Genomic DNA, 22,454 nt, shown 5'->3' with positions numbered 1-22,454 from the left:
TGTATTCAGGACGAAGAAAGATGGTCAAAAAGATGCCGGATATAGTGCTGCAGCTTTTCCGGATCGTGAAAGAAATCCGGATCGTAGGTAAAATAGGTAATTTTATCTTTCCATTGATTTTGAAGAGCGGGCGTCCATAAAGGGGAAAACTGAGGCAGATAACAACCGGTCTGCCGGATATAGCAGTTTTTTGCGGTGGCTTTCATTCTTGCTTCTTTATCCACATATTCGGCTACACTTTTATGTATGGCTCTGTCTTCATAAATAAGATAATAATAATTTTTATAATCTGGATAAAAGTATTTCAGTTCTCCTTCATATAAATCAATGATAAGTGTAAGTTCTTGTCCCTCAGCCCTTGCAGTAACCATGGAATTGGCCTTTGTAAATCCCACAGGAACAGCAAAGCCGTTCTTAAGTGTCAGTTTAAGCAGATGCTGCTCCCGCCCGAATAGATCCGTACTGCTTATAAGCTCCTGGTCCGTCAGGGTAAAGCTGTGCTCCAGGAAATCCGGGTAGTTCAGTATGGGAAGAATTAAAGGCATACCCTTTAAATCATCTTCATTATGCAGAATCAGCAGATCAAAAAGATACTTGTCTTTGGAAATCAGGTAATCTTTATAAACTTCAATCAGCTGTCCGCCGGAATAAAGATCCTTCCGCTCCACACCTAAGAATGCTTCGATGGCTTTCTGCTTCATGCTGGTAAGACTTAAAAGATTCCGGTATGGGCGGATTTTTCTGTATATGTCAAGGCTTTCGGTATCAGAGAAATGATAGGGCAGCCTGTAGGCATGACATCGTTTTAAAAGATAGGGAATATCAAACCCATCCCCGTTAAAATGAATTACCTTTTTAAAACTCTTAAGAAATTCAAAAAATGTAATAAGAAGGTCCTGTTCCGAATCCAGGGTGTCGGCAAACCATTGGACCAGATTCCACATTCCATCCCTGTAATAGACACAGCCAATCAAATAAAGTGTGGAGTATTCCCCTGAAAATCCGGTTGTTTCAATATCGAAAAAAAGAAGATCTTCCCGGTTTCCAAGACGGTCAAGGGGATAGGTTTCTTCAAATGCAATGTGTTTCTTAAGCGTTATCATCTGTGGTTTCGTCCTTTCTTTCCGCTTCTTATTATATCCAAAGCTTTCCGGTTCGTCAACGGAGTACAGAATATTTGTTCGATCAATTGCTTGCATATCAACTGGCAGTATGCTATGATTAAGGTCAAAGCAATGGTTATACTAAAGTATTTGCAAGGCATAAAAAGGAGAACTGCAAAGTGATTTCTTTCGTAAAAGGGCCGGTCGCCGAGATGACAGAAGATTCAGTTGTAATTGAATGCGGGAACGTGGGGTATGAAATTTTTATTCCCCTGTCTGTTTTTGAAAAGCTTCCGGGTGTTGGCAGGGAAGTGAAGTTATATACCTATTTTCAGGTGAGAGAGGATGCCATGTGTCTCTACGGCTTTTTAAACCGGCAGGATTTAAAGATGTTTAAGCAGCTGATCAGTGTGAATGGAATCGGACCCAAAGGAGCGCTTGGGATCCTTTCTTCCATGGACCCGGATGATTTAAAAAGAGCGGTTATTTCAGGAGATGCGAAGACTATTTCCAAGGCCCCTGGTGTGGGTGCCAAAACTGCGCAGAGAATCATTCTGGATTTAAAAGATAAGATTGATATGGCAGATGTTATTCCTGCATCCGTTAAAGAGGCTGGGAATCTGATCCCAAAAGAGGATGGGGTGACAGGAGAGGCCATCGATGCACTCACTGCACTTGGATATTCGCCTGCGGAAGCCGGACGTGCGGTTCGCCAGGTAGAGGTAACTGACACCATGTCTGTGGAGGATGTTTTAAAGGCGTCCTTAAAACACTTGGCATTTATATAGAAATTAGCAGGGTATGGCAAAGATGGAACGTAGAATAATAACCACAGAGTTAACAGAAGAAGATAAAAAGATTGAACCGAATTTAAGACCCAGAAGCCTGAATGAATATATCGGCCAGGAAAAGATCCGGACCAATTTAAAGGTATATATTGAAGCGGCGAAAGCCAGGGGAGAGTCCCTGGACCATGTATTATTCTATGGACCTCCCGGACTTGGAAAGACCACTCTTTCCGGCATTATTGCCAATGAGATGGGCGTGAACATGAAAGTTACTTCAGGTCCTGCTATAGAAAAGCCGGGTGAGATGGCTGCTATTTTAAATAATCTTCAGGAAGGCGATGTCCTGTTTGTTGATGAGATTCACCGCTTAAACAGGCAGGTGGAAGAGGTGCTTTATCCTGCCATGGAGGATTTTGCCATTGACATTATGCTGGGTAAGGAGTCCGCCGCCAGATCCATACGGCTGGACCTGCCGAAGTTTACCCTGGTGGGAGCAACTACCAGAGCCGGACTTTTGACTGCACCTCTCAGGGACCGCTTCGGTGTGGTTCAGAAGCTGGAATTTTATACACCGGAAGAATTGAAGATCATTGTATCCCGTTCTGCAGAGGTACTGGGAGTGGAAATCGAAGAAGAAGGAGCGGCGGAGATTGCCAAGCGTTCAAGAGGGACCCCCAGACTGGCGAACCGTCTCTTAAAAAGAGTCCGGGATTTTGCCCAGGTCAAGTATCATGGCGTTATAACGAAGGAAGTGGCTGATTTCGCTCTGGATATACTGGATGTGGATAAATTCGGACTGGATTACAATGACCGTGCCATTCTTACTACGGTAATTGAGAAATTTGCCGGAGGACCTGTAGGACTTGATACGCTTGCGGCTGCTCTGGGTGAGGATGCGGGTACGCTGGAGGACGTGTATGAACCCTATCTTCTGATGAACGGATTTTTGAACCGGACATCCAGAGGACGGGTGGCAACAGAACGGGCTTATGGGCATCTTGGAATCCCCATGGAGCCTTAACTGCCTGAATTTTAGAACTTTCCTAACTGTGTAAAGTATGATATAGTAAAGAAAGAGCAAATGATAACAGGGAGAGAACAACATGAATTCCAAGCACTATACAGAAGTTTTGATAGATGGCAAGATATATGCACTTGGCGGCAGTGAAGAAGAAGGTTATATACAGCGCCTTGCCAGCTACATCAATGAGATGATCATAACTTTAAAACGTCGGGAAGGATTCACAAAGCAGAGCGCTGAATACCAGAACGTTATGATAGAATTAAACATGGCAGATGATTATTTTAAAGCGAGAGAACAGATCGCCACACTGGAACAGCAGAAGGCAGAGATGGAAAAGGAAACCTACAGTTTAAAGCATGAGCTGGTTGCAACTCAGATGAAACTGGAGGCGGTGAAGACAGAACTGGCAGGTATGAAGAGTTCTTCCGGTTCAGACAGGAATGAATAAGGCAGGAGGGGGTGTCTCATGGATTGTCCGTGACCTCCTCCTTTTTATCAATCAGAATATTTTCAGGGAAAGATTTGGAGGCAGATGTGAAAAAATCAGTTGAGATCCTTGCTCCGGCAGGCTCGTTTGAAAGCATGAAGGCAGCAGTTGCCGCAGGAGCAGATGCAGTTTATATTGGAGGAAGCCGGTTCGGAGCCAGAGCCTTTGCGGAAAATCCCGGGGAGGACAAGCTGCTGGAGGCTATTGATTATGTTCATCTTCATGGCAGAAAACTCTATTTAACTGTCAATACTCTTATGAAGGAACAGGAGATGAAGGAACTTTTTGAATATCTTCTGCCTTACTATAAACAGGGATTAGATGCTGTAATCGTGCAGGATCTGGGAGTGCTTTCCTTTGTCAGGGAACAATTTCCGGACCTTCCTGTTCATGCCAGCACGCAGATGACCATTACCGGAGTTCATGGAGCCGGGCTTTTAAAAGAACTTGGTGCAGAGAGGGTTGTGACTGCAAGGGAATTGTCTTTAAAAGAGATCCGTCAGATCAAAGACCAGGTCGATGTGGAAATTGAAAGTTTTGTACATGGAGCTCTTTGCTATTGCTATTCCGGTCAGTGCCTTTTCAGCAGCCTGATCGGGGGCCGGAGCGGAAACCGTGGAAGATGTGCCCAGACCTGCCGCCTTCCCTTTGACGTGAAGGACGGGGGAAAGACTCTTGGAAAAAAAGAAGACCGGTACTGTTTAAGCTTAAAGGATTTATGTACACTGGACATAATTCCGGACATCATAGAAGCCGGAGTATATTCCATGAAGATCGAGGGCAGAATGAAGAGCCCCAGATATACTGCAGGAGTGGTAAGTATTTACCGCAAATATGCAGATCTCTATCTTAAAAAGGGCAGAGGCGGATATAAAGTAGAAGACGGCGATCGAAAAATGCTGCTGGATTTGTTTGACAGAGGCGGACAGACAGAAGGATATTACAAGCAACATAACGGCAGGGATATGATTGTATGGAAGGAAAAACCTTCATTTCGGGAAGGCAACAGTCAGTTATTTGAAATGCTGGACCGTGATTATGTCGAAAAGCAGTTAAAAGAGCCTGTTACAGGAAAAGTCCTGCTGACGGAAGGAGAGAAGGCTGTGCTCATCCTTCAGCGAAAGGAGCATCGTATTGTGACTGAGGGAGATCTGGTGATGACAGCTCAAAATCAGCCGATGTCAGAAGAAAAGGTATTAAAGCAGTTAAATAAAACGGGGAATACCTCCTTTCAGTTTGAAAAGCTGGAAGCGGAGATAAACGGGAAGATTTTTCTTCCTGTCCAGGCGCTTAATGATTTAAGACGGAGAGGTCTGGAAGCGCTGGAAGCAGAGATACTCCATAAATACAGGCGGGAATATAAAAATACAGATGCTCCGGGCAAACGGCGGGATATATTAAACTCCCGGGTATCCGGAACCACGAAGCTGACTGTTTCCCTGGAAAAACCGGATTGCTTTGATACTGTGGTTAATAATACCGATGTGAAAAGAATTTATATTGATGCAGCCCATTTTGAACCGGAACGGTGGAATCAATATGTAAAGACGTGCCATGACAGGGGAAAACAATGTTACCTTACCATGCCGCATATTTTCCGCACGGAGGCGCAGCAGTTCTTTGAACGCCATCAGATATCTCTGAAGAAAGCCGGATTTGACGGATACTTAATCCGGTCCATGGAAGAGCCGGGGTATTTAAAAAACGCAGGCATTGAAGGAAATCTGATTTTTGATTTCGGCATGTACGGAATGAATAACAGAGCCCAGGAGATGCTTATGGAGCTTGGTGCACATGAGATTACCTGGCCCGTGGAATTAAACAGCCGGGAATTGGAAAAACTAGAGATTCCGGGAGAACTTTTAATTTATGGGCGCCTTCCTATGATGGTGACCGCACAGTGCATCCATCAGGGGCTGGAGCGGTGTGATAAGACGCCGGTGGTATTAAATTTGAAAGACCGCATGGGAAAAGAATTTCCTGTAAAAAACCATTGTACATTCTGTTACAATTCCATTTATAACTCAGCTCCCCTTTCTCTTTTGGGGCTTGGTGATTCTGTAAGTTCCTTATCACCCGCCTCTTTAAGGCTTCAGTTTACAACTGAAAGTCCCAAAGAGACAGAATCAGTTTTACAGGTTTTTGCAGATGAGTTTCTGAACGGGAAAAAAGCAGGGGCATTTCTGACGGAATTTACAAGGGGACATTTTAAACGCGGTATAGAGTAGGTGATTTATGATTAATCTGATAATTGATGTATCCAGATATTTAATGATACTGCTGGTTGCGTTATACACATATTTAAATTTTCGCTATTTTTCGTTTCAGGATGAAAAGAGAAAAAACAGCATATGCTGGCGTCAGAACATTTTTATGTTTCTGATCCATCTACTGGCGTACGGGATTATCTGGCTGGAGACGGAGGATGAGCGGATGCTTGTTTTCTATGGGGCACAGGTTCTGTTCTTTTTGGGTTACCTGTTTTTTTACCGGCTGTTTTACAGGAATTTATCCAGGCTGCTGGTTAATAACATGTGCATGCTTTTATCGGTTGGCTTTATCATGCTTACCAGGCTGTCTTTTGACAAGGCGCTAAAGCAGTTTGTGATTGTTGCTGTGGCGGCGGCAGTTACCTGTATCATCCCCTTTGTGATTGACAGAGTATGGCAGCTGAGCAAAATTCCGTGGGTTTATGGAATTGGGGGTGTACTGCTTCTTAGTATTGTATGTGTTGCGGGAACCACAAGTTATGGAGCCCAGCTGTCCATAGGAATATCCGGATTTTCCTTTCAGCCGTCCGAGTTCGTGAAGATCAGCTATGTATTTTTTATTGCTACCATGTTTTACCGCTCTGTCAGTTTTAAGACAATTCTTGCTGTCAGCGGTATTTCAGCGCTTCATGTTCTGATACTTGTGCTTTCAAAGGATTTAGGAAGTGCGCTTATTTTCTTTATTACCTATGTGTTTATGCTTTTTATAGCAACCGGCAGATGGTTGTACTTAATTGGAGGAACGACGGGAGGAATTCTTTCGTCTGTGCTTGCATTCCAGCTGTTTAGTCATGTGAAGACACGTGTTGCAGCCTGGTTAAATCCATGGTCTGATATCGCCGGGAAAGGTTATCAGATCAGTCAGTCCCTGTTTGCCATTGGAACAGGAGGCTGGTTTGGTATGGGACTTTACCGGGGGATGCCAAGAAAGATTCCAGTGGTGGAAAAAGACTTTATCTTTTCCGCAATTTCAGAAGAACTGGGAGGTATTTTTGCTCTCTGTGTCCTGCTGATATGCCTTGGATGCTTTCTACAGTTTATGATGGTGGCCGGCAGCATGCAGGCTGTGTTTTACAAACTTATCGCCTTTGGACTTGGTATGATCTATGCGATCCAGGTTTTTTTAACGGTAGGAGGAGTTACAAAATTCATTCCATCTACCGGCGTTACCCTTCCTCTCGTCAGTTATGGGGGAAGCTCGGTGTTAAGCACTTTTATTATTTTTGGAATCATCCAGGGACTTTATATTCTCAAACGCAATGAAGAGGAAGAGGACGAGTATGAAAGCTAATGCAAATCCAAAAGCAAATCACCAGATCTTAATTCTGACCTATGGCGTTGTTCTGCTTTTTATAGGACTGGCGGTTTATTATGGATACTTTCTACAGGTGAAGAGTGATAGTGTGATCAATAATTCTTATAATGCCAGGCTGGACAGCTTTGCCGACCGGGTAGTCAGAGGTGAGATCAGGAGCAGTAATGGCCAGATACTTGCACGGACTGATGTGGATGGGGAAGGACATGAGACAAGGGTATATCCATATGATTCCATGTTTGCCCATGCAGTTGGATACTCGGTGAACGGAAAGACCGGTCTGGAAGCCCAGTCTAATTTCTATCTGCTTACCAGCCATGTCAATATTATTGAACAGGTAATTAATGAATTGTATTCAAAGAAAAACCAGGGAGATAACGTGGTGACAACCCTGGATGTGGATCTTCAGAAAAAGGCATACGAAGCACTTGGAAAAAGAAATGGGGCAGTTATTGTAATGGAACCTGATACAGGTAAGATCCTTGCCATGGTGTCAAAGCCAGATTATAATCCCAATACCATTTTAAGTGACTGGAACAGCCTGGTTGCAGAGGAGAATACATCAGGACAGCTTTTAAACCGTGCAACCCAGGGACTTTATCCGCCGGGATCCACATTTAAGATTGTTACAGCACTGGAATACATCAGGGAGAATCCTGATCATTACAAGGATTATGTCTTCGACTGTGACGGGATTTATGAAAATGGGGATTATTCCATCAAATGCTATCATGAAACTGTCCATGGACATCAGAATTTTACCCAGGCATTTGCCAACTCCTGTAACGGAGCCTTTTCAAGTCTTGGTCTTCTGATGGATTTAAACAGGTTAAGGAACACATCTGAACAGCTGTTGTTCAATACAGATTTTTCCCTGCCATTTCCTTCCAACAGAAGCTCCTATACCATGGCGCCGGGTGCAGATACATGGCAGATTCTTCAGACTGCCATTGGTCAGGGACAGACCCAGATCACTCCCCTTCATAACGCAATGATTACTGCAGCCATTGCAAACGGAGGAACATTGATGAAGCCTTATCTCATTGATCATGTGGAGAATGCAGGCGGTGACATTATTAAAAAATTTGTTCCCCAGGCCTATGGAACTATCATGACTGCGGAAGAATCGGCCAGTATGACGGAACTGATGAGAGCGGTGGTCACTGATGGGACAGGATCTGCCGTCCGGACAGATGCCTATACTGTAGCAGGAAAGACGGGATCAGCAGAATTTGATAAGAACAAAGAGACGCATGCATGGTTTGTGGGATTTGCTCCTGCAGATCACCCCAAAATCGCAGTCAGCGTGATTGTGGAAGAGGGAGGAGCCGGAGGCAAGACCGCCGCACCCATTGCCAGGTCGCTTTTTGATTTATATTTTTCCAGATAAGGGAAATTTACCGCCTGTTCTTTCGGAGATTACACACTTGCATATCATTATAAAAAGAGGTATACTAGAGCCAGTCTGTGAGACACACCAAAACCGGGATCCGGATGGATTTACGGTTTCACTCTGGAGGAATTGCAATGATAGAAGCAACGAGTTGTGGCGGTGTGGTTATTTTTCGAGGTAAAATTCTGGTTTTATATAAGAATTACAAAAACAAGTATGAAGGTTGGGTTTTGCCAAAGGGAACAGTAGAAGCGGGTGAAGAGTATAAAGAGACGGCACTTCGGGAAGTTAAGGAAGAGACCGGGGTAAGTGCGTCCATTATCAAGTACATTGGTAAGAGTCAGTATTCTTTTAATACGCCTCAGGATATGGTGGAAAAGGATGTATACTGGTATCTCATGATGGCCGACAGCTATTACAGTAAACCACAGCGGGAAGAATATTTTATTGATTCAGGATACTATAAGTTCCATGAAGCGTATCATCTTCTTAAGTTTTCCAATGAAAAGCAGATTCTGGAAAAAGCCTATAATGAATATCTGGATTTAAAGAAGAGTAACCTTTGGGGGAATAAAAAGTACTTCTGAAAAAGTCAGAGCCAGTTTCCTGACTGTAAAAAGAGCCGGAAAAGCTTCTGCCAAAACTTTTCCGGCTTTTTTCTATGAATTCATGCATTCCTGCCGTTCATCAAAAAGTGGATTCCAGATCCTTAAACTTGGCAGTGAGCGTTTCGGGGTTAAGTTCAAAAATCAGTCCTTCCCGTTTCTCGCTTTCCATGACACGTCCCAAATAGGAACAATGGTTTACCATAGGATCTTCATGGCGCTCTGAAATGACATCCAGATCTTCCACGGCGACGATTTCATCGACTACGATTCCCCATTGGATGCCATCTAAGATCAGAACCATCTCCTTATAAATCGTGGAACGGAATAAATCCTTTGTCTGATCCAGAAGTTTTAATATGACTGGCATGGATTCATCCTTCACACGTTTTAGAACGGTCTGTAAGCATTCTGACTCCTGGCAGTTTTCGCAGTCTCTTTTGCAGGCTTCCGCTTCTGCAGCTGCTTTGTGAAGCTTCTCGTGAGGTTCTTCAATTTTTTTCAAATGGTTGGCAACTGTCATGTTGTCAGTGGTGAAATTGTCATACCATCTTCCGAACGCACACTGGTGGGAATCTCTGGCAAGAGTGAAGGAACCGCCTTCTTTAATATACCTCTCCAGCTCATTGACCCAGTTGATATGGTCCTGCTTCCTGGCATCTATCATCTGTTCAAAGTCTCTGAATTCATCGGAAACAGGCTTTAAACCGAACGTGATGCGTAAATCCATCATATTGATGACTTTGTCCCGGTGTTTAAACATTCCGGTGACATTAGCAGGTGCGGCAGGAATGGTGCTGTATTCCGGCAGCTGTAAAATTGTGGATATGTATTTGCTGTTTATGCAGTATAAGGAACCTGCAATTTTAAAAATGATGTAGGGGCATTTAATCTCTTTTTCCATTCTCTTCCGTACCTAACCTTTTTTATTTGCTGTTAATGTTTATTATAAATCTTATTTCCCTATACTTCAACGGGTTTTTGGAAAATATATGTTAAAACTTGAGGAATGTACTATGAATAACTGGAAAATCAGGGTATAATGAGTAAGGATATCTGATTAGATAAGCTTGGAGGAGAGAATTATGCTAAAGTATTACAGCGGAGATATCTTTACTTCTGATGCAGACATTATCTGTCATCAGGTGAATTGCCAGGGAGTATTTGGACGGGGGATCGCAGGTCAGATTAAAAAGATGTTCCCTGAAGTAGAAAAAACATACCGGATTATCACGAAGCAGTGGCAGGAGCAGTCCGGCGGGATCACCTCCGGTTTATTGGGGAGGGTGTCGGCACAGCCGGTTGAATTAAATGGCCGGTGGTTTCTGATTGCCAATCTTTATGGCCAGGATAATTATGGAAAGAATGGTGTTTATACGGATTATAAAGCGCTTTCACAGGCTGTCAATGAGATCCGTGATTTTGTGGATGTCAGAGGCAAACTGGAGAAGGTGGCATTTCCGTATGGAATCGGCTGCGGGAATGCAGGTGGAGACTGGGATAAGGTAGAGGAAATTTTAAACAGCTGCTTTTTGGATTATCAGGGCGAAGTACAGATTTGGAAGAATGATTCTGAATAATCTAAGCGGCATTGCATCATGAAATCAGCAAAAATTATCCGGGAGGAACGAATATGGCAAAAGTCAGCTCTTTAAGCCGCAGTATTACTGCTTTTTATGTGGAATGGAGTGCACTCAATCACTACTTATCATCTTATGAATGTGATAGAAATGGTCTGCCCTATATTGGATTTTCAGATCCCCGCGTTCAAAAGCTCTGGAAGGCGTTGTCTGCTCAGGAGCGGAAAGAAATCATGAAGCGGCTTGGCGCAAAGAATGAAACAGATTTGCAGAGTTATTTTACTTAATTCCGTCTTGTACGGGAAAGAATGGAGTTATAGATGTCAGAGAATAAATTTGTGGTTGTGGATGGCTCTTCCATGCTGTCAACCTGCTATTATGCGGTATTACCCAGGGAAATCATGTTTGCTAAGACAGAAGAGGAAAAGCTGAAGCATTACGATAAGATTCTTCATGCCAAAGACGGAACGTACACCAATGCCATATTTGGTATGCTGAAGATGGTAGTTTCGCTTATGAAGAAACAGCAGCCGGACCACATGGCTTTTGTTTTTGATAAAACACGGGACACCTTCCGCAGAGAACTGTATTCCCAGTATAAGGGGACGAGAGGATCAACACCTGAACCGTTAAAGGATCAGTTTGTACTGATGGAACGAATTCTGGAGGAAGCGGGGTTTTTGGTACTTTACAGTGATCAGTATGAGGCGGATGACTATGCAGGAAGTCTGGTAATGAAATTCAGAGAGCAGATTCCCATGGTTGTTCTGACAAAGGATCATGACTATCTTCAGCTGGTCAGTGATGATTACAATGTGCGTGCATGGATGGTACAGTCCCGCCAGGAGAAGGCGGACGAGCTTTATAAAAAATATTATGCCTTTTACGGCATGGGAAAAGATGAGATAAATCTTCCGGAAAAAGTATTTGAATATACCTCTGATACCGTTTTGCAAGAGGAAGGTGTGAGACCGGAGCAGATACCGGATTTAAAAGGAATTCAGGGCGATGCTTCTGATAATATACCGGGAGTGAAGGGCGTCAGCAGCGCAGCGCCCATACTTCTCAGAGAGTATGGAACCGTAGAGCGCATTTATGAAGCCATACATGAAGCAGAATCGGATAAAAAGAGGTTAAAGGATCTTCAGGATTTCTGGAAGAATGATTTAGGAATATCAAGATCACCGTATAAAGCCATGACGAAGACCAGTGAGGAAGAACTCTGCGGTGAAAAGGCCGCTGTATTGTCTAAAATTCTTGCCACCATGAAAACGGATATTGCGATTGATTTTAAATTAGAGGATTTTTCCTTATCTTCTTACAAAGAAGATAAGATCAGGGAATGGCTGATCAGCCTCGATATAAAAGAGGCTTCCATTTTTGGTGCCGGAAAGTAAATTCTATGCGGTATTATTTAATTGGATTTGGAGACAATCATACAGAACGTCCCGATTTTTTGTAAAGGAGAAATTATCATGAATAAAACTTATGAAACATTGTCTTCCATATTGGAAAAGACAATGGCTCTGCAGACTGCTCTCGTACTTTTTGAGTGGGATAACGAGACACTGGCTCCCGAAGAATCAGGATCTTACACAGCCAGGGTGATTGGTACTCTTTCAGAGGAGTATTACGGTTTCATGACAGGCGACGAAATGGGAGATGCCATAGCAGCATGTGAAAAGGCATCTGATTTATCAGAAACCGAGCAGGCTGTACTTAAGGGAGCGAAGGAAGCCAGAGAAGAACTGATCTGTATACCGAAAGCGGAATACAGGGAGAATGCCCAGCTGATAGCGGAAGCGGCAAGAGTCTGGGCTAAGGCAAAGAAGAATGAGGATTACGATTCCTTTCTGCCAACATTGGAAAAAGTAATTAATTTTAAAAAGAAATTTGCTTCCTATCGGAAGAAGGAAGGGCAGAAGCTTTACGATGTCCTTCTTGCAGAATATGAAAAAGGTTTTGAGTCAGAACTTTTAGATGAGTTTTTTGGCAGGTTGAAGGAAGAGATCATTCCTCTTTTAAAAGAAATTAAAGAACATGGAAAAGAGATCGATGATTCGTTTCTTACCGGCGGTTATCCCAGAGAAAAGCAGGAAGAGATGGCACGGTTCCTTGCAGAGTATATAGGATTTGATTTTAAAAAAGGAGTACTGTCAGAGAGTGCCCACCCCTTTACAACCAATCTTCATAACCATGATGTCCGCATCACTACCAGCTACCACGATAAGATGGACAGTTCCATGTTTTCTGTTATACACGAGGGCGGTCATGGAATTTATGAATTAGGCATTACCGATGAGATTACCCAGACGCCGGTTGGGCAGGGAACCTCTATGGGAATGCACGAGTCCCAGTCCCGGTTTTATGAAAACATTATTGGGCGTAATCCGAATTTCTGGATACCTATCTATGATAAATTGAAGGAGCTTTATCCTGACCGCTTAAAATCTGTGCCCCTGGAGCAGTATGTTGAGGCTGTTAACAAAGTTGATCCCGGTTTTATCCGTACAGAAGCAGATGAGCTGACTTACAGTCTCCATATTCTGATCCGCTATGAGCTGGAGAAGATGATCATGGAAGAAGACGTAGATTTAAAGAAACTGCCGGATATATGGGCTGATAAATACGAGGAATATTTAGGCATACGCCCGGAACATGTTTCGGAAGGTATTTTACAGGATATTCACTGGTCACAGGGATTGTTTGGATATTTTCCGTCCTATGCACTTGGAAATGCATTCGGTGCCCAGCTGTATTTCCATATGAAAAAGGAGATGGACTTTGATCAGCTTTTAAGGGATGGAAAGCTTCATGTGATCAAGGAATATTTGAGGATCCATATCCATCAGTACGGTAAGATGAAGACAAGCCGTGAGATCTTAAAGGACGCTACAGGAGAGGACTTCACTCCGGAATATTTCATTGATTACCTGAAAGAGAAGTACCGCAAGATCTATGGTTTATCATAAAAATACATGCCTTCAGATAAAATGTAATCAGGATACATGCGCAGCATCAGAAGCGTATGGGAAAAGAGGTTGATTATGGAAAATATCAAGAAAAGTGCCCGGGAACTCATTGGCAATACTCCATTGCTGGAACTTTCCAATTATGAAAGAAAGCACGGGCTTAAGGCAGCTGTTATTGCAAAGCTGGAATATTTTAACCCGGCTGGCAGTGTGAAAGACAGGGCAGCGTTAGCCATGATTGAAGATGGAGAAAAAAGCGGCAGGATAAAACCGGGTGCTACCATTATTGAGCCTACTTCCGGTAATACCGGAATCGGAATTGCCAGCATTGCTGCCATGAAAGGTTATCGGGCTATTCTCACCATGCCGGAAACCATGAGCGTGGAAAGAAGGAATCTTTTAAAAGCTTATGGAGCTGAAATTGTGCTTACGGAAGGAACAAAGGGTATGAGGGGCGCAATCGACAAAGCTGAAGAACTGCAAAAGGAGATTGAAGGTTCCGTCATCATGGGGCAGTTTGATAATCCGGCCAATCCGGGGATACACCGGGAAACAACAGGCCCTGAAATATGGGCGGATACAGACGGTAAGGTTGATGTGTTTATTGCAGGGATTGGAACAGGAGGAACCATTACCGGAGTGGGAGAATTTTTAAAAAGTAAAAATCCTGATATCAGAATTATAGGCGTTGAACCGGCAGGCTCTCCCATTCTTTCAGGCGGAAAGCCGGGACCACATGGAATCCAGGGCATCGGAGCCGGGTTTGTTCCTGTGATACTCAACCAGGAGATATACGATGAAATCATACCTGTAGAGAATAATGATGCTTATGAAACTGGAAAAGAGATTGCAAAGACGGAAGGAATTCTGGTGGGAATATCCTCTGCTGCGGCTGTCTGGGCTGCGAAGGAAACTGCAAAACGGCCGGAATATGAAGGAAAAAGAATTGTAGTACTTCTTCCGGATACGGGAGACAGGTACTTATCAACGCCTCTGTTCTCTTAAAATCATTAAGAAAGCCAGGGATTCTTAAAGGAATCTCTGGCTTTCTGGGATCATGATCAGTCTTTCCTGCTTTCTGAATAATAGTAGTTGATTTCGGCTCCGAAAAACAGGATGGAGATACAGGAATACAGCCATAACATTAAAAGAACAATCGCTGTCAGGCTTCCGTACATGACAGAATAATTGCTGAAATGGCTGAAATAGATGGAAAAGGCAAAGGAAAAACCGATCCATCCCAGGGTGGAAAAGATGGCACCTGGCAGCTGCCTGCTAAACTGCTGCTTTTTCACAGGTACATAAGTATAGAGCATGGCAAAGCATAAGGTCAGAATAAATAAAAGCATGGTGCGGAAACTGATGACGTATTGGGTAATCTCGGCCAGAATGGGAAAATGGTGGTCCATAAAAGCCTGTATGGAACTTCCCAGCACGAGAAGCACAAGAGTCAGGAGACAGATGATGATGAATATAACTGTATAGCAGGCACAGATGAAACGGGTCATTAAATACCCCCGGGGTTTCTCCTGACCGAAAACCCGGTTTAGTCCCCGCTCTATGCTCAGCATGCCTCTGGAAGCAGACCAGATCGCGGCAATGGCAGTTACGGATAAAATTGCTGCAGGGGTCTTGGTATAAAGATCTTCAATGACGGTAACGATGACGCTGTCAATCTCTAAGGAACTGGGAATTACTGTGACCAAAAGCTGCAGTAAGTTTGCTTTTGTAATAGACGGGATAAACTGAATCATTGCCAATAACAGCATCATAAATGGAAAAGCAGCAATTATGGTAAAAAATGATGCCTGTGCTGCATAGACAGTCATTTCATCTTTTGTAAATTTGTCATAAATCTGCTTGCAGCGCAATAACAAACGAATCATAATGAACGCTTCCCTTCTCATCTCGTATATGCATATTAACATGGCGGGAAGAAAATATCAAGGGATTACCTTTTGAGTAAAAAAGAAAGAGAGGGTGGATCTATGGAGCTCATCCCGGCAAAAACAATTGTAACAAAAACAAAGACTTCCGGCTGGTTCGGAATTGATTATAACATGAATATATACAGGGGATGCAGCCATGGCTGTATCTACTGTGACAGCCGTTCCGACTGTTACGGAATAGACCGGTTTGATACGGTACAAGTCAAGGAGGATGCGCTGCGGATTATCCGGGATGACTTAAGGCGAAAGGTAAAAACCGGGGTGGTAGGCACCGGGGCGATGAGTGATCCCTACAATCCTTTAGAAAAAGACTTAGAGCTTACCAGACATGCCCTGGAGTTAATTGATGCCTTTGGTTTTGGTGCAGCCATTGCCACAAAAAGCAGCCTGCTTCACAGGGATATGGATATATTAAAGAGCATAGCAGATCATTCTCCTGTCCTATTAAAGGTCACTGTCACAACAACTGACGATGACCTGGCGGCTAAAATAGAACCAAGAGTTTCGAAACCATCTGACAGGCTGTCTCTCATTGCGGCGTTAAAAGATCAGGGGCTGTTTACAGGAATTCTTCTGATGCCTGTACTCCCGTTTCTGGAGGATCATGAGGATAACATACGGTCAGTCATAAATGGAGCAAAAGAGGCCGGCGCTGACTTTATCTATCCGGCCTTTGGTGTTACCCTGCGGAATAATCAGAGAGAATGGTATTATGACCGCTTAAGAGATCTTTTTCCAGGAGAACGCCTTGCAGAGGAATATATGAAACGGTATGGCAACAATTATCAGTGCACAAGTCCAAATGCGCGGAAATTATGGCAGGTATTTTCTGATGAATGTGAACGAAACAGGATTCTTTATAAAATGCCGGATATTATCCACGCCTATAAGAAAAACTACCAGATAACCCAGCTGAGTCTTTTTGATTAAATCATACTGGTGTGTTCACCAAAACTGTTTACAAATTCCCTGGCTATGTTTGAAACATAGCCATTTTTTTTATAGACTGCGGCTATCCGGGTGACTGTATCAGGAGAATCAATTTCCTTAAACAGGAGGTTTTCCTGTCCCATACTGCAGCAGATGGATTCCGGCACCAGCGCAATCCCCAATCCGGCTTTTGCCCATTGAAGACAGGTCCTTGCATCGTCATTCCTGCAGAATATGTCCGGTTCGATACCGCTGTTTTGAAAGGCCAGGGATATAATCGAATCAAATCTGCGGTAATAGATCAGTGGTTTTCCCGCAAGTTCGGGAATGCTTACCTTGTGGTTTGAAAGCTCCGGAAAAAAAGAAGGGATTCCCACTGCCATAATCGGTTCCTTCTTACCATAAACGCATTCCAGTCCTTCCGGGTTAAATGGTGTCCGTATGATGGAACACTCTACAAGTCCGTTCTTCATCTTTTCAAGCAGCTCATAGGTATTGCATTCTGTCACCTCAAAACGGACGCCTGGGTGGGCTGATGTGAACACTTTTAAAAAGTCCACAAGTACTGTTCCGGATGAAGAGATGGTTCCCAGTTTCAGCACCCCTCTGGCAGATGAGGGAAAATGCTTTAAATCCCCGGATACAGAATCCATCATAGATAAGATGTCTTTTGCCTTAAAATATAAATAAGTGCCTGCTTCTGTAAGCTCTGTTTTTTTTGCTCCCCGTTCAAAGAGCTTAACGCCCAGCTCTTCTTCCAGAAGCATAATCTGCTTGCTTAATGGGGGCTGGGATATACCCAGCTTTTTTGCAGCTGCTGTAAAACTGCCTGTTTCTGAAATGACAGTAAAATAATAAAGCTGTTTAGAATTAATCGGATTCATCTGACACATCCTCTATTCATAAGATTTTCATTTTGTACTTGTAATATTATATCAAAATGCTATAATATTACAAGGCATTATTCTAAAAAAGTATTGATTACGGAGGAAAAGGAATATGAAAAAACTCCTTAAGTATTTGAGTGAGTATAAGCGGGAAAGCATCCTGGGGCCTTTGTTTAAGCTTTTGGAGGCCAGTTTTGAGCTGCTTGTGCCTCTGGTTATGGCCAGAGTCATAGATATTGGTATCAAAAACCATGATCTGACTTATATTCTGTCTATGGGTGGAATCCTGGTGCTTTTAGGCATAATCGGTCTTTCCTGTTCCATTACAGCCCAGTACTTTGCAGCAAAGGCTGCAGCAGGATTTGGAACCTCACTTAGAAATGATCTGTTTGCCCATATTAACAGTCTGTCTTATCAGGAGATTGACACCATTGGAACAGCTACTCTGATTACAAGAATGACCAGTGACGTGAATCAGGTTCAATCAGGAGTAAACTTGTTTTTACGGTTGTTTCTCCGTTCACCATTTGTAGTGTTCGGTGCAATGATCATGGCATTTACCATAGATGTAAAGGCTGCTCTTATATTTGCAGTTTCCATACCTGTGCTTTCTGTTGTAGTATTCGGTATTATGATCTTTAGTATGCCTTTATATAAGAAAGTACAAAAGCAGCTGGACCGGGTTCTTCTGACTGCAAGAGAGAATTTAGGCGGAGTCCGTGTCATCCGGGCCTTTAACCGCCAGAATGATGAAGTACGCAGATTTGATGAAGAGAACGGCATGCTGGTGAAATTCCAGGTTTTTGTGGGAAAAATATCTGCCCTGATGAACCCGCTTACTTATGTAATCATCAATCTTGCAATCATTGTTTTGATTAACACTGGTGCAAACCGGGTTGAAATGGGCATTATCACCCAGGGACAGGTGGTGGCTCTTGTAAATTACATGTCTCAGATCCTTGTGGAACTGGTGAAACTTGCGAATTTAATCATCACCATATCCAAATCTCTGGCCTGTGCCAACCGGATCAGTTCCGTATTTTCCATGGAATCAGGAATAAAAGAGACAAGTCTTAATGATGTGAAAGAAGAAACCAATGAACCTAAGGTGGAATTTGATCATGTAAGTCTTTTTTATCAGGGTGCGAAGGCAGAATCGCTGGCTGGAATTGGATTTCAGGTTATGAAAGGCGAGACCATTGGAATTATAGGAGGAACCGGTTCAGGCAAAACCACACTGGTAAACTTAATTCCAAGATTTTATGACGTCTCCCAGGGGAGTGTGAAAGTGGGAGGGACCGATGTCAGAAATTATCCTCTCAGCCAGTTAAGAAAGCTGGTCGGCATAGTACCCCAAAGAGCGGTACTTTTTAAAGGCACCATCAGAGAAAATATGCAGTGGGGAAAGCGGGAAGCCACCGATGAAGAGATCTATCGTGCACTAACCATTGCCCAGGCAAAGGAATTTGTGGATGAGAAAGGCGAAGGGCTTGATTTTCTAATACAGGCAGGAGGAAAGAATCTATCCGGAGGCCAGCGTCAGCGTCTTACCATTGCAAGAGCAATTGTAAAAGATCCCCAGATTCTTATTTTAGATGACAGCGCCTCTGCTTTGGATTTTGCCACGGATGCGCGGCTTCGCAAAGCTATAAAGGAAGAAACGAAAAATATGACAGTATTTCTGGTATCCCAGAGAGCTTCCACGATCAGAAATGCAGACCGCATTATTGTCCTGGACGACGGAAAGATGGCAGGGTGCGGAAAACACGGAGATTTGATGGAATCCTGCCAGGTTTACCGGGAGATCTGCCTTTCCCAGCTTTCTGAAAAGGAGGTGCAGTAATATGAATATAAAAAAGCATAAGTCCACGATCAAACGAATTTTAAATAAAATTGCAAAGTATAAATGGAGTGTTATGGCTTCGCTTTTCTGTGCATTTATAACTGTGGTTTTCACTTTATACGTTCCTATATTAATTGGACGGGCAATTGACTGTATTGTGGGTGCAGGCGAGGTGGATTTTAAAGCTATGGGTATAATCCTGACACAGATTGCAGCCGTTGTTCTGATTACTGCAGCAGCGCAGTGGGTTATGAGTCATATTAATAATCAGATCACCTACCGGGTGGTGAAGGATATCAGAACCCAGGCATTTAACAAGCTGGAAAGCCTGCCTTTAAAGTACATTGATTCTCATGCCCACGGTGATATAATCAGCAGAATTATTGCAGATATTGATCAGTTTTCCGATGGTCTGCTGATGGGATTTACCCAGCTTTTTACCGGTGTTTTAACAATTCTTGGAACATTGTTTTTTATGTTTTTCATTAATCCCATTATTGCTGCCTTAGTTGTACTTGTTACTCCGCTGTCCCTGTTTGTGGCCAGCTTTATAGCGAAAAGAACTTACAGCATGTTCCGGATGCAGTCCCAGACAAGAGGGGAACTGACTTCCCTTGTGGAAGAGATGCTGGGGAACCAGAAAGTGGTAAAAGCGTTTGCCTATGAAGACGAGGCACAGAAAAAATTTGAAGTAATCAATGAAGATCTTCGTGTATGGGGGTTAAAAGCTACCTTTTTCTCCTCCATCACCAATCCGGCAACGCGTTTTGTGAACAGTCTTGTTTATGCATGCGTAGGAATTGCAGGTGCATTTGCAGCGGTAAACGGATTTTTAACTGTCGGGCAGCTTTCAAGCTTTTTAAGCTATGCCAATCAGTATACAAAGCCGTTTAATGAGATCTCAGGGGTGGTGACTGAGCTTCAGAACGCACTGGCTTCCGCTGCCAGAGTATTTGAACTGATTGACGAAGAAACAGAGATACCAGATGACAGTGATGGGATTGTACTGGACCATGCCAGGGGAGAAGTTGTACTGGAACACGTTGACTTTTCCTATAATCCCAGTGTGCCTCTGATTGAAGATATGAATCTTTTTGCAGGGCAGGGACAAAGAATCGCTATCGTAGGTCCTACAGGCTGCGGAAAAAGCACCGTCATTAACCTGCTGATGCGTTTTTATGATGTAAATGCCGGCTCCATAAAGGTTGATGGAAACGATGTACGCCGCATAACGAGAAAAAGCTTAAGATCTGAGTATGGTATGGTACTGCAGGAGACCTGGTTAAAGACAGGTACCATAAGGGAGAATATTGCATACGGAAACCCCCAAGCTTCAGAGGAAGAGATTATTAAAGCTGCAAAGGAAGCACATGCCCACAGTTTCATTTCCCGAATGCCTCAGGGATATGATACAGTCATATCAGAAGATGGAGGAAATCTGTCTCAGGGCCAGAAACAGCTTTTGTGCATTGCCAGGGTAATGCTGTGCCTGCCGCCGATTCTCATCCTTGATGAGGCTACTTCCTCCATTGATACAAGAACTGAATTAAAGATACAGAAAGCGTTTGCAAAAATGATGGAAGGGCGTACCAGTTTTATTGTTGCCCATCGTCTTTCTACAATAAAGGAGGCAGATGTCATACTTGTCATGAGGGATGGACATATCATTGAGCAGGGAACTCATGAGGATCTCCTTTCTAAAAATGGTTTTTATGCTCAGCTTTATAACAGCCAGTTTGCGATATAAACAGGCAGGATAATGATGAATGAGGCACCGGGAAAATATGAATTTTGTATTTTTCTGGTACCTTTTCTTGTATTCTTGGCATATTTCTTATAAAATAGGGGAGAAAGTACGATAATTAATAAAAAGAAATTTTGTAAGAGGGGAAAGAGAATGTTTGAAATTGCTATTTGTGATGACAGTATGGGCGACAGAGCGCGTTTAACAGAACGGATCGAAAAGAATATGCCGGAGAGTGATAAATTCCGTATACATGAATACGATTCCGGAATCAGCCTTTTGTCAGCGATAAAAAATATCAGGTTTTCTATCATATTCCTGGATGTTCAGATGAATGAAATGAACGGAGAAGAAACAGCAGTCAGGATCCGTCAGCTGGATAATAATGTTATTCTGGTTTTTTATACTGGATTTGCGGAACCGTCACCCCGCAGTTTTGAGGTTCAGCCGTATCGGTATATCATGAAGAACATGACTGATGAGGTAATGGACCGGTACATAAGGGATTCTCTTGATAAAATGATTGAATTGGGACAGGCACCCCTTCTTTCGGCAAATGTAAACCGGGAACGGCTGTTTCTAAGAGCAGATGATATTGTTTATATTGAAAAGTATAAGAAAAATACCAGAGTCCATATTTCCGAAAGTTCTATCAGGATTTATGGAATAAAAGAGATCGACAGCAGTGAAGTCCCCGAAATCCGGGTGCCGGAAAAGCTGGAGACTATCTATGAACACCTAAAAAAGTATGGTTTCGGCTATCCTCATGACAGCTATATTATCAATTTTAAATATTTAGTCTACTGTACCAGTAAGATACTGCGGCTAAAAGATGTTGATACCATGTTTCAGATTACCAGAAGCAAGGCACAGGAGTTCCATATACTGAAGGAAGAATTTATGTTATCAAAATACAAGGATGGCAATTGATATGGGAAATGATTTGTTATCGTTAAGCAGGCTTTTATTCTGCGGCGCAGATGTCTATATGTTATGCAGGTTTTTTGCAGCTATTTATCCCTATAAAACTTCTTTTAAAAAACGTTTTATTTACGGCATTATGATATCATTTTTGATCTTTTTAATTAATGCCATCGGAAGTGCTGCACTTAATTTTACAACAGTTCCATTGGTATATTATATTTATGTCATGCTGTTATTTAAAGTATCACTTACCAATGGAATGGCTTATACTATTATTTATTTCGCATTTGTGGGAGGCAGAGAGGTATTATTTGAACTTTTATATCGTTTGATAATACATAATCTTCCAATATACATACCGCCGTGGTTTACGGCAGGCGGAATCTATTTTCTGATTGTAGAATACTTTTCTCTTATACCCCTCTCCGCGCCCACGAGACCGTACTTGTTTCTCGTTTGCCGTCTTCTTCTTGAAAAAAAAAAAACAAATAAGTCGGACGAGGAATTTGCAACACATGAAGTCACTGGCTGCTTTTAGGAAGGATGGTGACCGCTTAGTACCATATTTCGCTGTCTATGAGAGATAATGAATGATAATGTACAGTCACTGTAATGTGATACAGTTTTCATACAGCTTGAT

21 protein-coding genes are annotated in these 22,454 nt (G+C 42.9%); 17 read left to right on the top strand and 4 right to left on the bottom strand.

What is annotated here, in order from left to right:
• Positions 1 to 5: 5 nt before the first annotated feature.
• Entirely contained in the window at positions 6 to 1,103 is a 1,098-nt protein-coding gene (locus tag DS742_RS22615) for a ribonuclease H-like domain-containing protein (protein ID WP_117419225.1), read from the bottom strand.
• 179 nt (positions 1,104 to 1,282) lie between these two features.
• Between DS742_RS22615 and ruvA the strand changes: the two genes are divergently transcribed.
• From ruvA to DS742_RS22580, 7 genes are all read left to right on the top strand, one after another.
• Positions 1,283 to 1,891, top strand: a complete 609-nt coding sequence (gene ruvA, locus DS742_RS22610) for a Holliday junction branch migration protein RuvA (RefSeq protein ID WP_117419224.1) — start codon at positions 1,283 to 1,285, stop codon at positions 1,889 to 1,891.
• Positions 1,892 to 1,913: 22 nt separating this feature from the next.
• Positions 1,914 to 2,912: a Holliday junction branch migration DNA helicase RuvB gene (ruvB, locus tag DS742_RS22605; protein WP_117419238.1), complete on the top strand. Its 999-nt coding sequence runs from the start codon at positions 1,914 to 1,916 to the stop codon at positions 2,910 to 2,912.
• 82 nt (positions 2,913 to 2,994) lie between these two features.
• Entirely contained in the window at positions 2,995 to 3,363 is a 369-nt protein-coding gene (locus tag DS742_RS22600; protein ID WP_117419223.1) for a cell division protein ZapA, read from the top strand.
• Positions 3,364 to 3,497: 134 nt separating this feature from the next.
• Positions 3,498 to 5,630 (top strand): U32 family peptidase, encoded by a 2,133-nt coding sequence (locus tag DS742_RS22595; RefSeq protein WP_117419237.1) that lies wholly within the window; start codon positions 3,498 to 3,500, stop codon positions 5,628 to 5,630.
• A gap of 7 nt (positions 5,631 to 5,637) precedes the next feature.
• Positions 5,638 to 6,963 carry an FtsW/RodA/SpoVE family cell cycle protein gene (locus DS742_RS22590; protein ID WP_117419222.1) on the top strand — a complete coding sequence of 442 codons (1,326 nt, stop codon included), beginning with the start codon at positions 5,638 to 5,640 and terminating at the stop codon, positions 6,961 to 6,963.
• Entirely contained in the window at positions 6,932 to 8,377 is a 1,446-nt protein-coding gene (locus DS742_RS22585) for a peptidoglycan D,D-transpeptidase FtsI family protein (protein ID WP_117419221.1), read from the top strand. Before DS742_RS22590 ends, DS742_RS22585 begins: the two co-directional genes overlap by 32 nt.
• Positions 8,378 to 8,514: 137 nt before the next feature.
• Positions 8,515 to 8,967, top strand: a complete 453-nt coding sequence (locus DS742_RS22580; RefSeq protein WP_097005819.1) for an NUDIX hydrolase — start codon at positions 8,515 to 8,517, stop codon at positions 8,965 to 8,967.
• A 100-nt stretch (positions 8,968 to 9,067) separates the two neighbouring features.
• Here the strand turns inward: DS742_RS22580 and DS742_RS22575 are convergent, their stop codons facing one another.
• Complete coding sequence (locus tag DS742_RS22575) at positions 9,068 to 9,889, bottom strand: CZB domain-containing protein (protein WP_117419220.1); 822 nt, start codon at positions 9,887 to 9,889, stop codon at positions 9,068 to 9,070.
• Positions 9,890 to 10,070: 181 nt separating this feature from the next.
• Here DS742_RS22575 and DS742_RS22570 point away from each other — a divergent pair, with 181 nt between their 5' ends.
• From DS742_RS22570 to cysK, 5 genes are all read left to right on the top strand, one after another.
• Positions 10,071 to 10,565, top strand: a complete 495-nt coding sequence (locus tag DS742_RS22570) for a macro domain-containing protein (RefSeq protein WP_117419219.1) — start codon at positions 10,071 to 10,073, stop codon at positions 10,563 to 10,565.
• A gap of 53 nt (positions 10,566 to 10,618) precedes the next feature.
• Positions 10,619 to 10,852, top strand: coding sequence for a hypothetical protein (locus DS742_RS22565; protein ID WP_117419218.1), 234 nt, complete (start codon positions 10,619 to 10,621; stop codon positions 10,850 to 10,852).
• Positions 10,853 to 10,885: 33 nt separating this feature from the next.
• Complete coding sequence (locus tag DS742_RS22560; protein ID WP_117419217.1) at positions 10,886 to 11,962, top strand: 5'-3' exonuclease; 1,077 nt, start codon at positions 10,886 to 10,888, stop codon at positions 11,960 to 11,962.
• Positions 11,963 to 12,040: 78 nt separating this feature from the next.
• Positions 12,041 to 13,537, top strand: coding sequence for a carboxypeptidase M32 (locus DS742_RS22555; protein ID WP_117419216.1), 1,497 nt, complete (start codon positions 12,041 to 12,043; stop codon positions 13,535 to 13,537).
• A 75-nt stretch (positions 13,538 to 13,612) separates the two neighbouring features.
• Positions 13,613 to 14,542 (top strand): cysteine synthase A, encoded by a 930-nt coding sequence (gene cysK / locus DS742_RS22550; protein WP_117419215.1) that lies wholly within the window; start codon positions 13,613 to 13,615, stop codon positions 14,540 to 14,542.
• 56 nt (positions 14,543 to 14,598) lie between these two features.
• Here cysK and DS742_RS22545 read toward each other — a convergent pair whose 3' ends face one another.
• Positions 14,599 to 15,423: a YihY/virulence factor BrkB family protein gene (locus DS742_RS22545; RefSeq protein WP_117419214.1), complete on the bottom strand. Its 825-nt coding sequence runs from the start codon at positions 15,421 to 15,423 to the stop codon at positions 14,599 to 14,601.
• Positions 15,424 to 15,525: 102 nt separating this feature from the next.
• On the opposite strand from DS742_RS22545, the gene DS742_RS22540 reads away from it, so the two are divergent.
• Positions 15,526 to 16,416: an SPL family radical SAM protein gene (locus DS742_RS22540; RefSeq protein ID WP_117419213.1), complete on the top strand. Its 891-nt coding sequence runs from the start codon at positions 15,526 to 15,528 to the stop codon at positions 16,414 to 16,416.
• Here DS742_RS22540 and DS742_RS22535 read toward each other — a convergent pair.
• Positions 16,413 to 17,300 carry a LysR family transcriptional regulator gene (locus DS742_RS22535; protein ID WP_117419212.1) on the bottom strand — a complete coding sequence of 296 codons (888 nt, stop codon included), beginning with the start codon at positions 17,298 to 17,300 and terminating at the stop codon, positions 16,413 to 16,415. The two genes, DS742_RS22540 and DS742_RS22535, sit on opposite strands and share 4 nt — an antisense overlap.
• 115 nt (positions 17,301 to 17,415) lie before the next feature.
• Between DS742_RS22535 and DS742_RS22530 the strand changes: the two genes are divergently transcribed.
• The 4 genes from DS742_RS22530 to DS742_RS22515 all read left to right on the top strand — a co-directional run bounded on the left by DS742_RS22530 (position 17,416) and on the right by DS742_RS22515 (position 22,352).
• A complete protein-coding gene (locus tag DS742_RS22530; protein WP_117419211.1) occupies positions 17,416 to 19,146 on the top strand; it encodes an ABC transporter ATP-binding protein in 1,731 nt (576 codons plus the stop codon).
• Between the two features lies 1 nt (position 19,147).
• Positions 19,148 to 20,893, top strand: a complete 1,746-nt coding sequence (locus DS742_RS22525; RefSeq protein ID WP_117419210.1) for an ABC transporter ATP-binding protein — start codon at positions 19,148 to 19,150, stop codon at positions 20,891 to 20,893.
• A 150-nt stretch (positions 20,894 to 21,043) separates the two neighbouring features.
• On the top strand, positions 21,044 to 21,820 hold the full coding sequence (locus tag DS742_RS22520) for a LytR/AlgR family response regulator transcription factor (protein WP_117419209.1): 777 nt from the start codon (positions 21,044 to 21,046) through the stop codon (positions 21,818 to 21,820).
• 1 nt (position 21,821) lies between these two features.
• Complete coding sequence (locus DS742_RS22515; protein ID WP_117419208.1) at positions 21,822 to 22,352, top strand: hypothetical protein; 531 nt, start codon at positions 21,822 to 21,824, stop codon at positions 22,350 to 22,352.
• Positions 22,353 to 22,454 lie beyond the last annotated feature (102 nt).

Source organism: Lacrimispora amygdalina, from assembly GCF_003432035.1.
In the GTDB taxonomy this organism is placed as follows: Bacteria; Bacillota; Clostridia; order Lachnospirales; family Lachnospiraceae; genus Lacrimispora; species Lacrimispora amygdalina.
The sequence above is the reverse complement of the archived record's forward strand: the minus strand, read 5'-3'. Positions and strand labels throughout refer to the sequence as shown.

Excerpts from the sequence above, each read along its gene's own strand:
- DS742_RS22535 (WP_117419212.1), bottom strand. The coding sequence starts at position 17,300 with ATGAATCCGATTAATTCTAAACAGCTTTATTATTTTACTGTCATTTCA.
- DS742_RS22545 (WP_117419214.1), bottom strand. The coding sequence starts at position 15,423 with ATGATTCGTTTGTTATTGCGCTGCAAGCAGATTTATGACAAATTTACA.
- DS742_RS22525 (WP_117419210.1), top strand. The coding sequence starts at position 19,148 with ATGAATATAAAAAAGCATAAGTCCACGATCAAACGAATTTTAAATAAA.
- DS742_RS22515 (WP_117419208.1), top strand. The coding sequence starts at position 21,822 with ATGGGAAATGATTTGTTATCGTTAAGCAGGCTTTTATTCTGCGGCGCA.
- DS742_RS22595 (WP_117419237.1), top strand. The coding sequence starts at position 3,498 with ATGAAGGCAGCAGTTGCCGCAGGAGCAGATGCAGTTTATATTGGAGGA.
- DS742_RS22575 (WP_117419220.1), bottom strand. The coding sequence starts at position 9,889 with ATGGAAAAAGAGATTAAATGCCCCTACATCATTTTTAAAATTGCAGGT.
- DS742_RS22590 (WP_117419222.1), top strand. The coding sequence starts at position 5,638 with ATGATTAATCTGATAATTGATGTATCCAGATATTTAATGATACTGCTG.
- DS742_RS22570 (WP_117419219.1), top strand. The coding sequence starts at position 10,071 with ATGCTAAAGTATTACAGCGGAGATATCTTTACTTCTGATGCAGACATT.
- DS742_RS22530 (WP_117419211.1), top strand. The coding sequence starts at position 17,416 with ATGAAAAAACTCCTTAAGTATTTGAGTGAGTATAAGCGGGAAAGCATC.
- DS742_RS22540 (WP_117419213.1), top strand. The coding sequence starts at position 15,526 with ATGGAGCTCATCCCGGCAAAAACAATTGTAACAAAAACAAAGACTTCC.
- DS742_RS22560 (WP_117419217.1), top strand. The coding sequence starts at position 10,886 with ATGTCAGAGAATAAATTTGTGGTTGTGGATGGCTCTTCCATGCTGTCA.
- ruvB (WP_117419238.1), top strand. The coding sequence starts at position 1,914 with ATGGAACGTAGAATAATAACCACAGAGTTAACAGAAGAAGATAAAAAG.
- DS742_RS22615 (WP_117419225.1), bottom strand. The coding sequence starts at position 1,103 with ATGATAACGCTTAAGAAACACATTGCATTTGAAGAAACCTATCCCCTT.
- DS742_RS22555 (WP_117419216.1), top strand. The coding sequence starts at position 12,041 with ATGAATAAAACTTATGAAACATTGTCTTCCATATTGGAAAAGACAATG.
- DS742_RS22580 (WP_097005819.1), top strand. The coding sequence starts at position 8,515 with ATGATAGAAGCAACGAGTTGTGGCGGTGTGGTTATTTTTCGAGGTAAA.
- DS742_RS22585 (WP_117419221.1), top strand. The coding sequence starts at position 6,932 with ATGAAGAGGAAGAGGACGAGTATGAAAGCTAATGCAAATCCAAAAGCA.
- cysK (WP_117419215.1), top strand. The coding sequence starts at position 13,613 with ATGGAAAATATCAAGAAAAGTGCCCGGGAACTCATTGGCAATACTCCA.
- DS742_RS22520 (WP_117419209.1), top strand. The coding sequence starts at position 21,044 with ATGTTTGAAATTGCTATTTGTGATGACAGTATGGGCGACAGAGCGCGT.
- DS742_RS22565 (WP_117419218.1), top strand. The coding sequence starts at position 10,619 with ATGGCAAAAGTCAGCTCTTTAAGCCGCAGTATTACTGCTTTTTATGTG.
- DS742_RS22600 (WP_117419223.1), top strand. The coding sequence starts at position 2,995 with ATGAATTCCAAGCACTATACAGAAGTTTTGATAGATGGCAAGATATAT.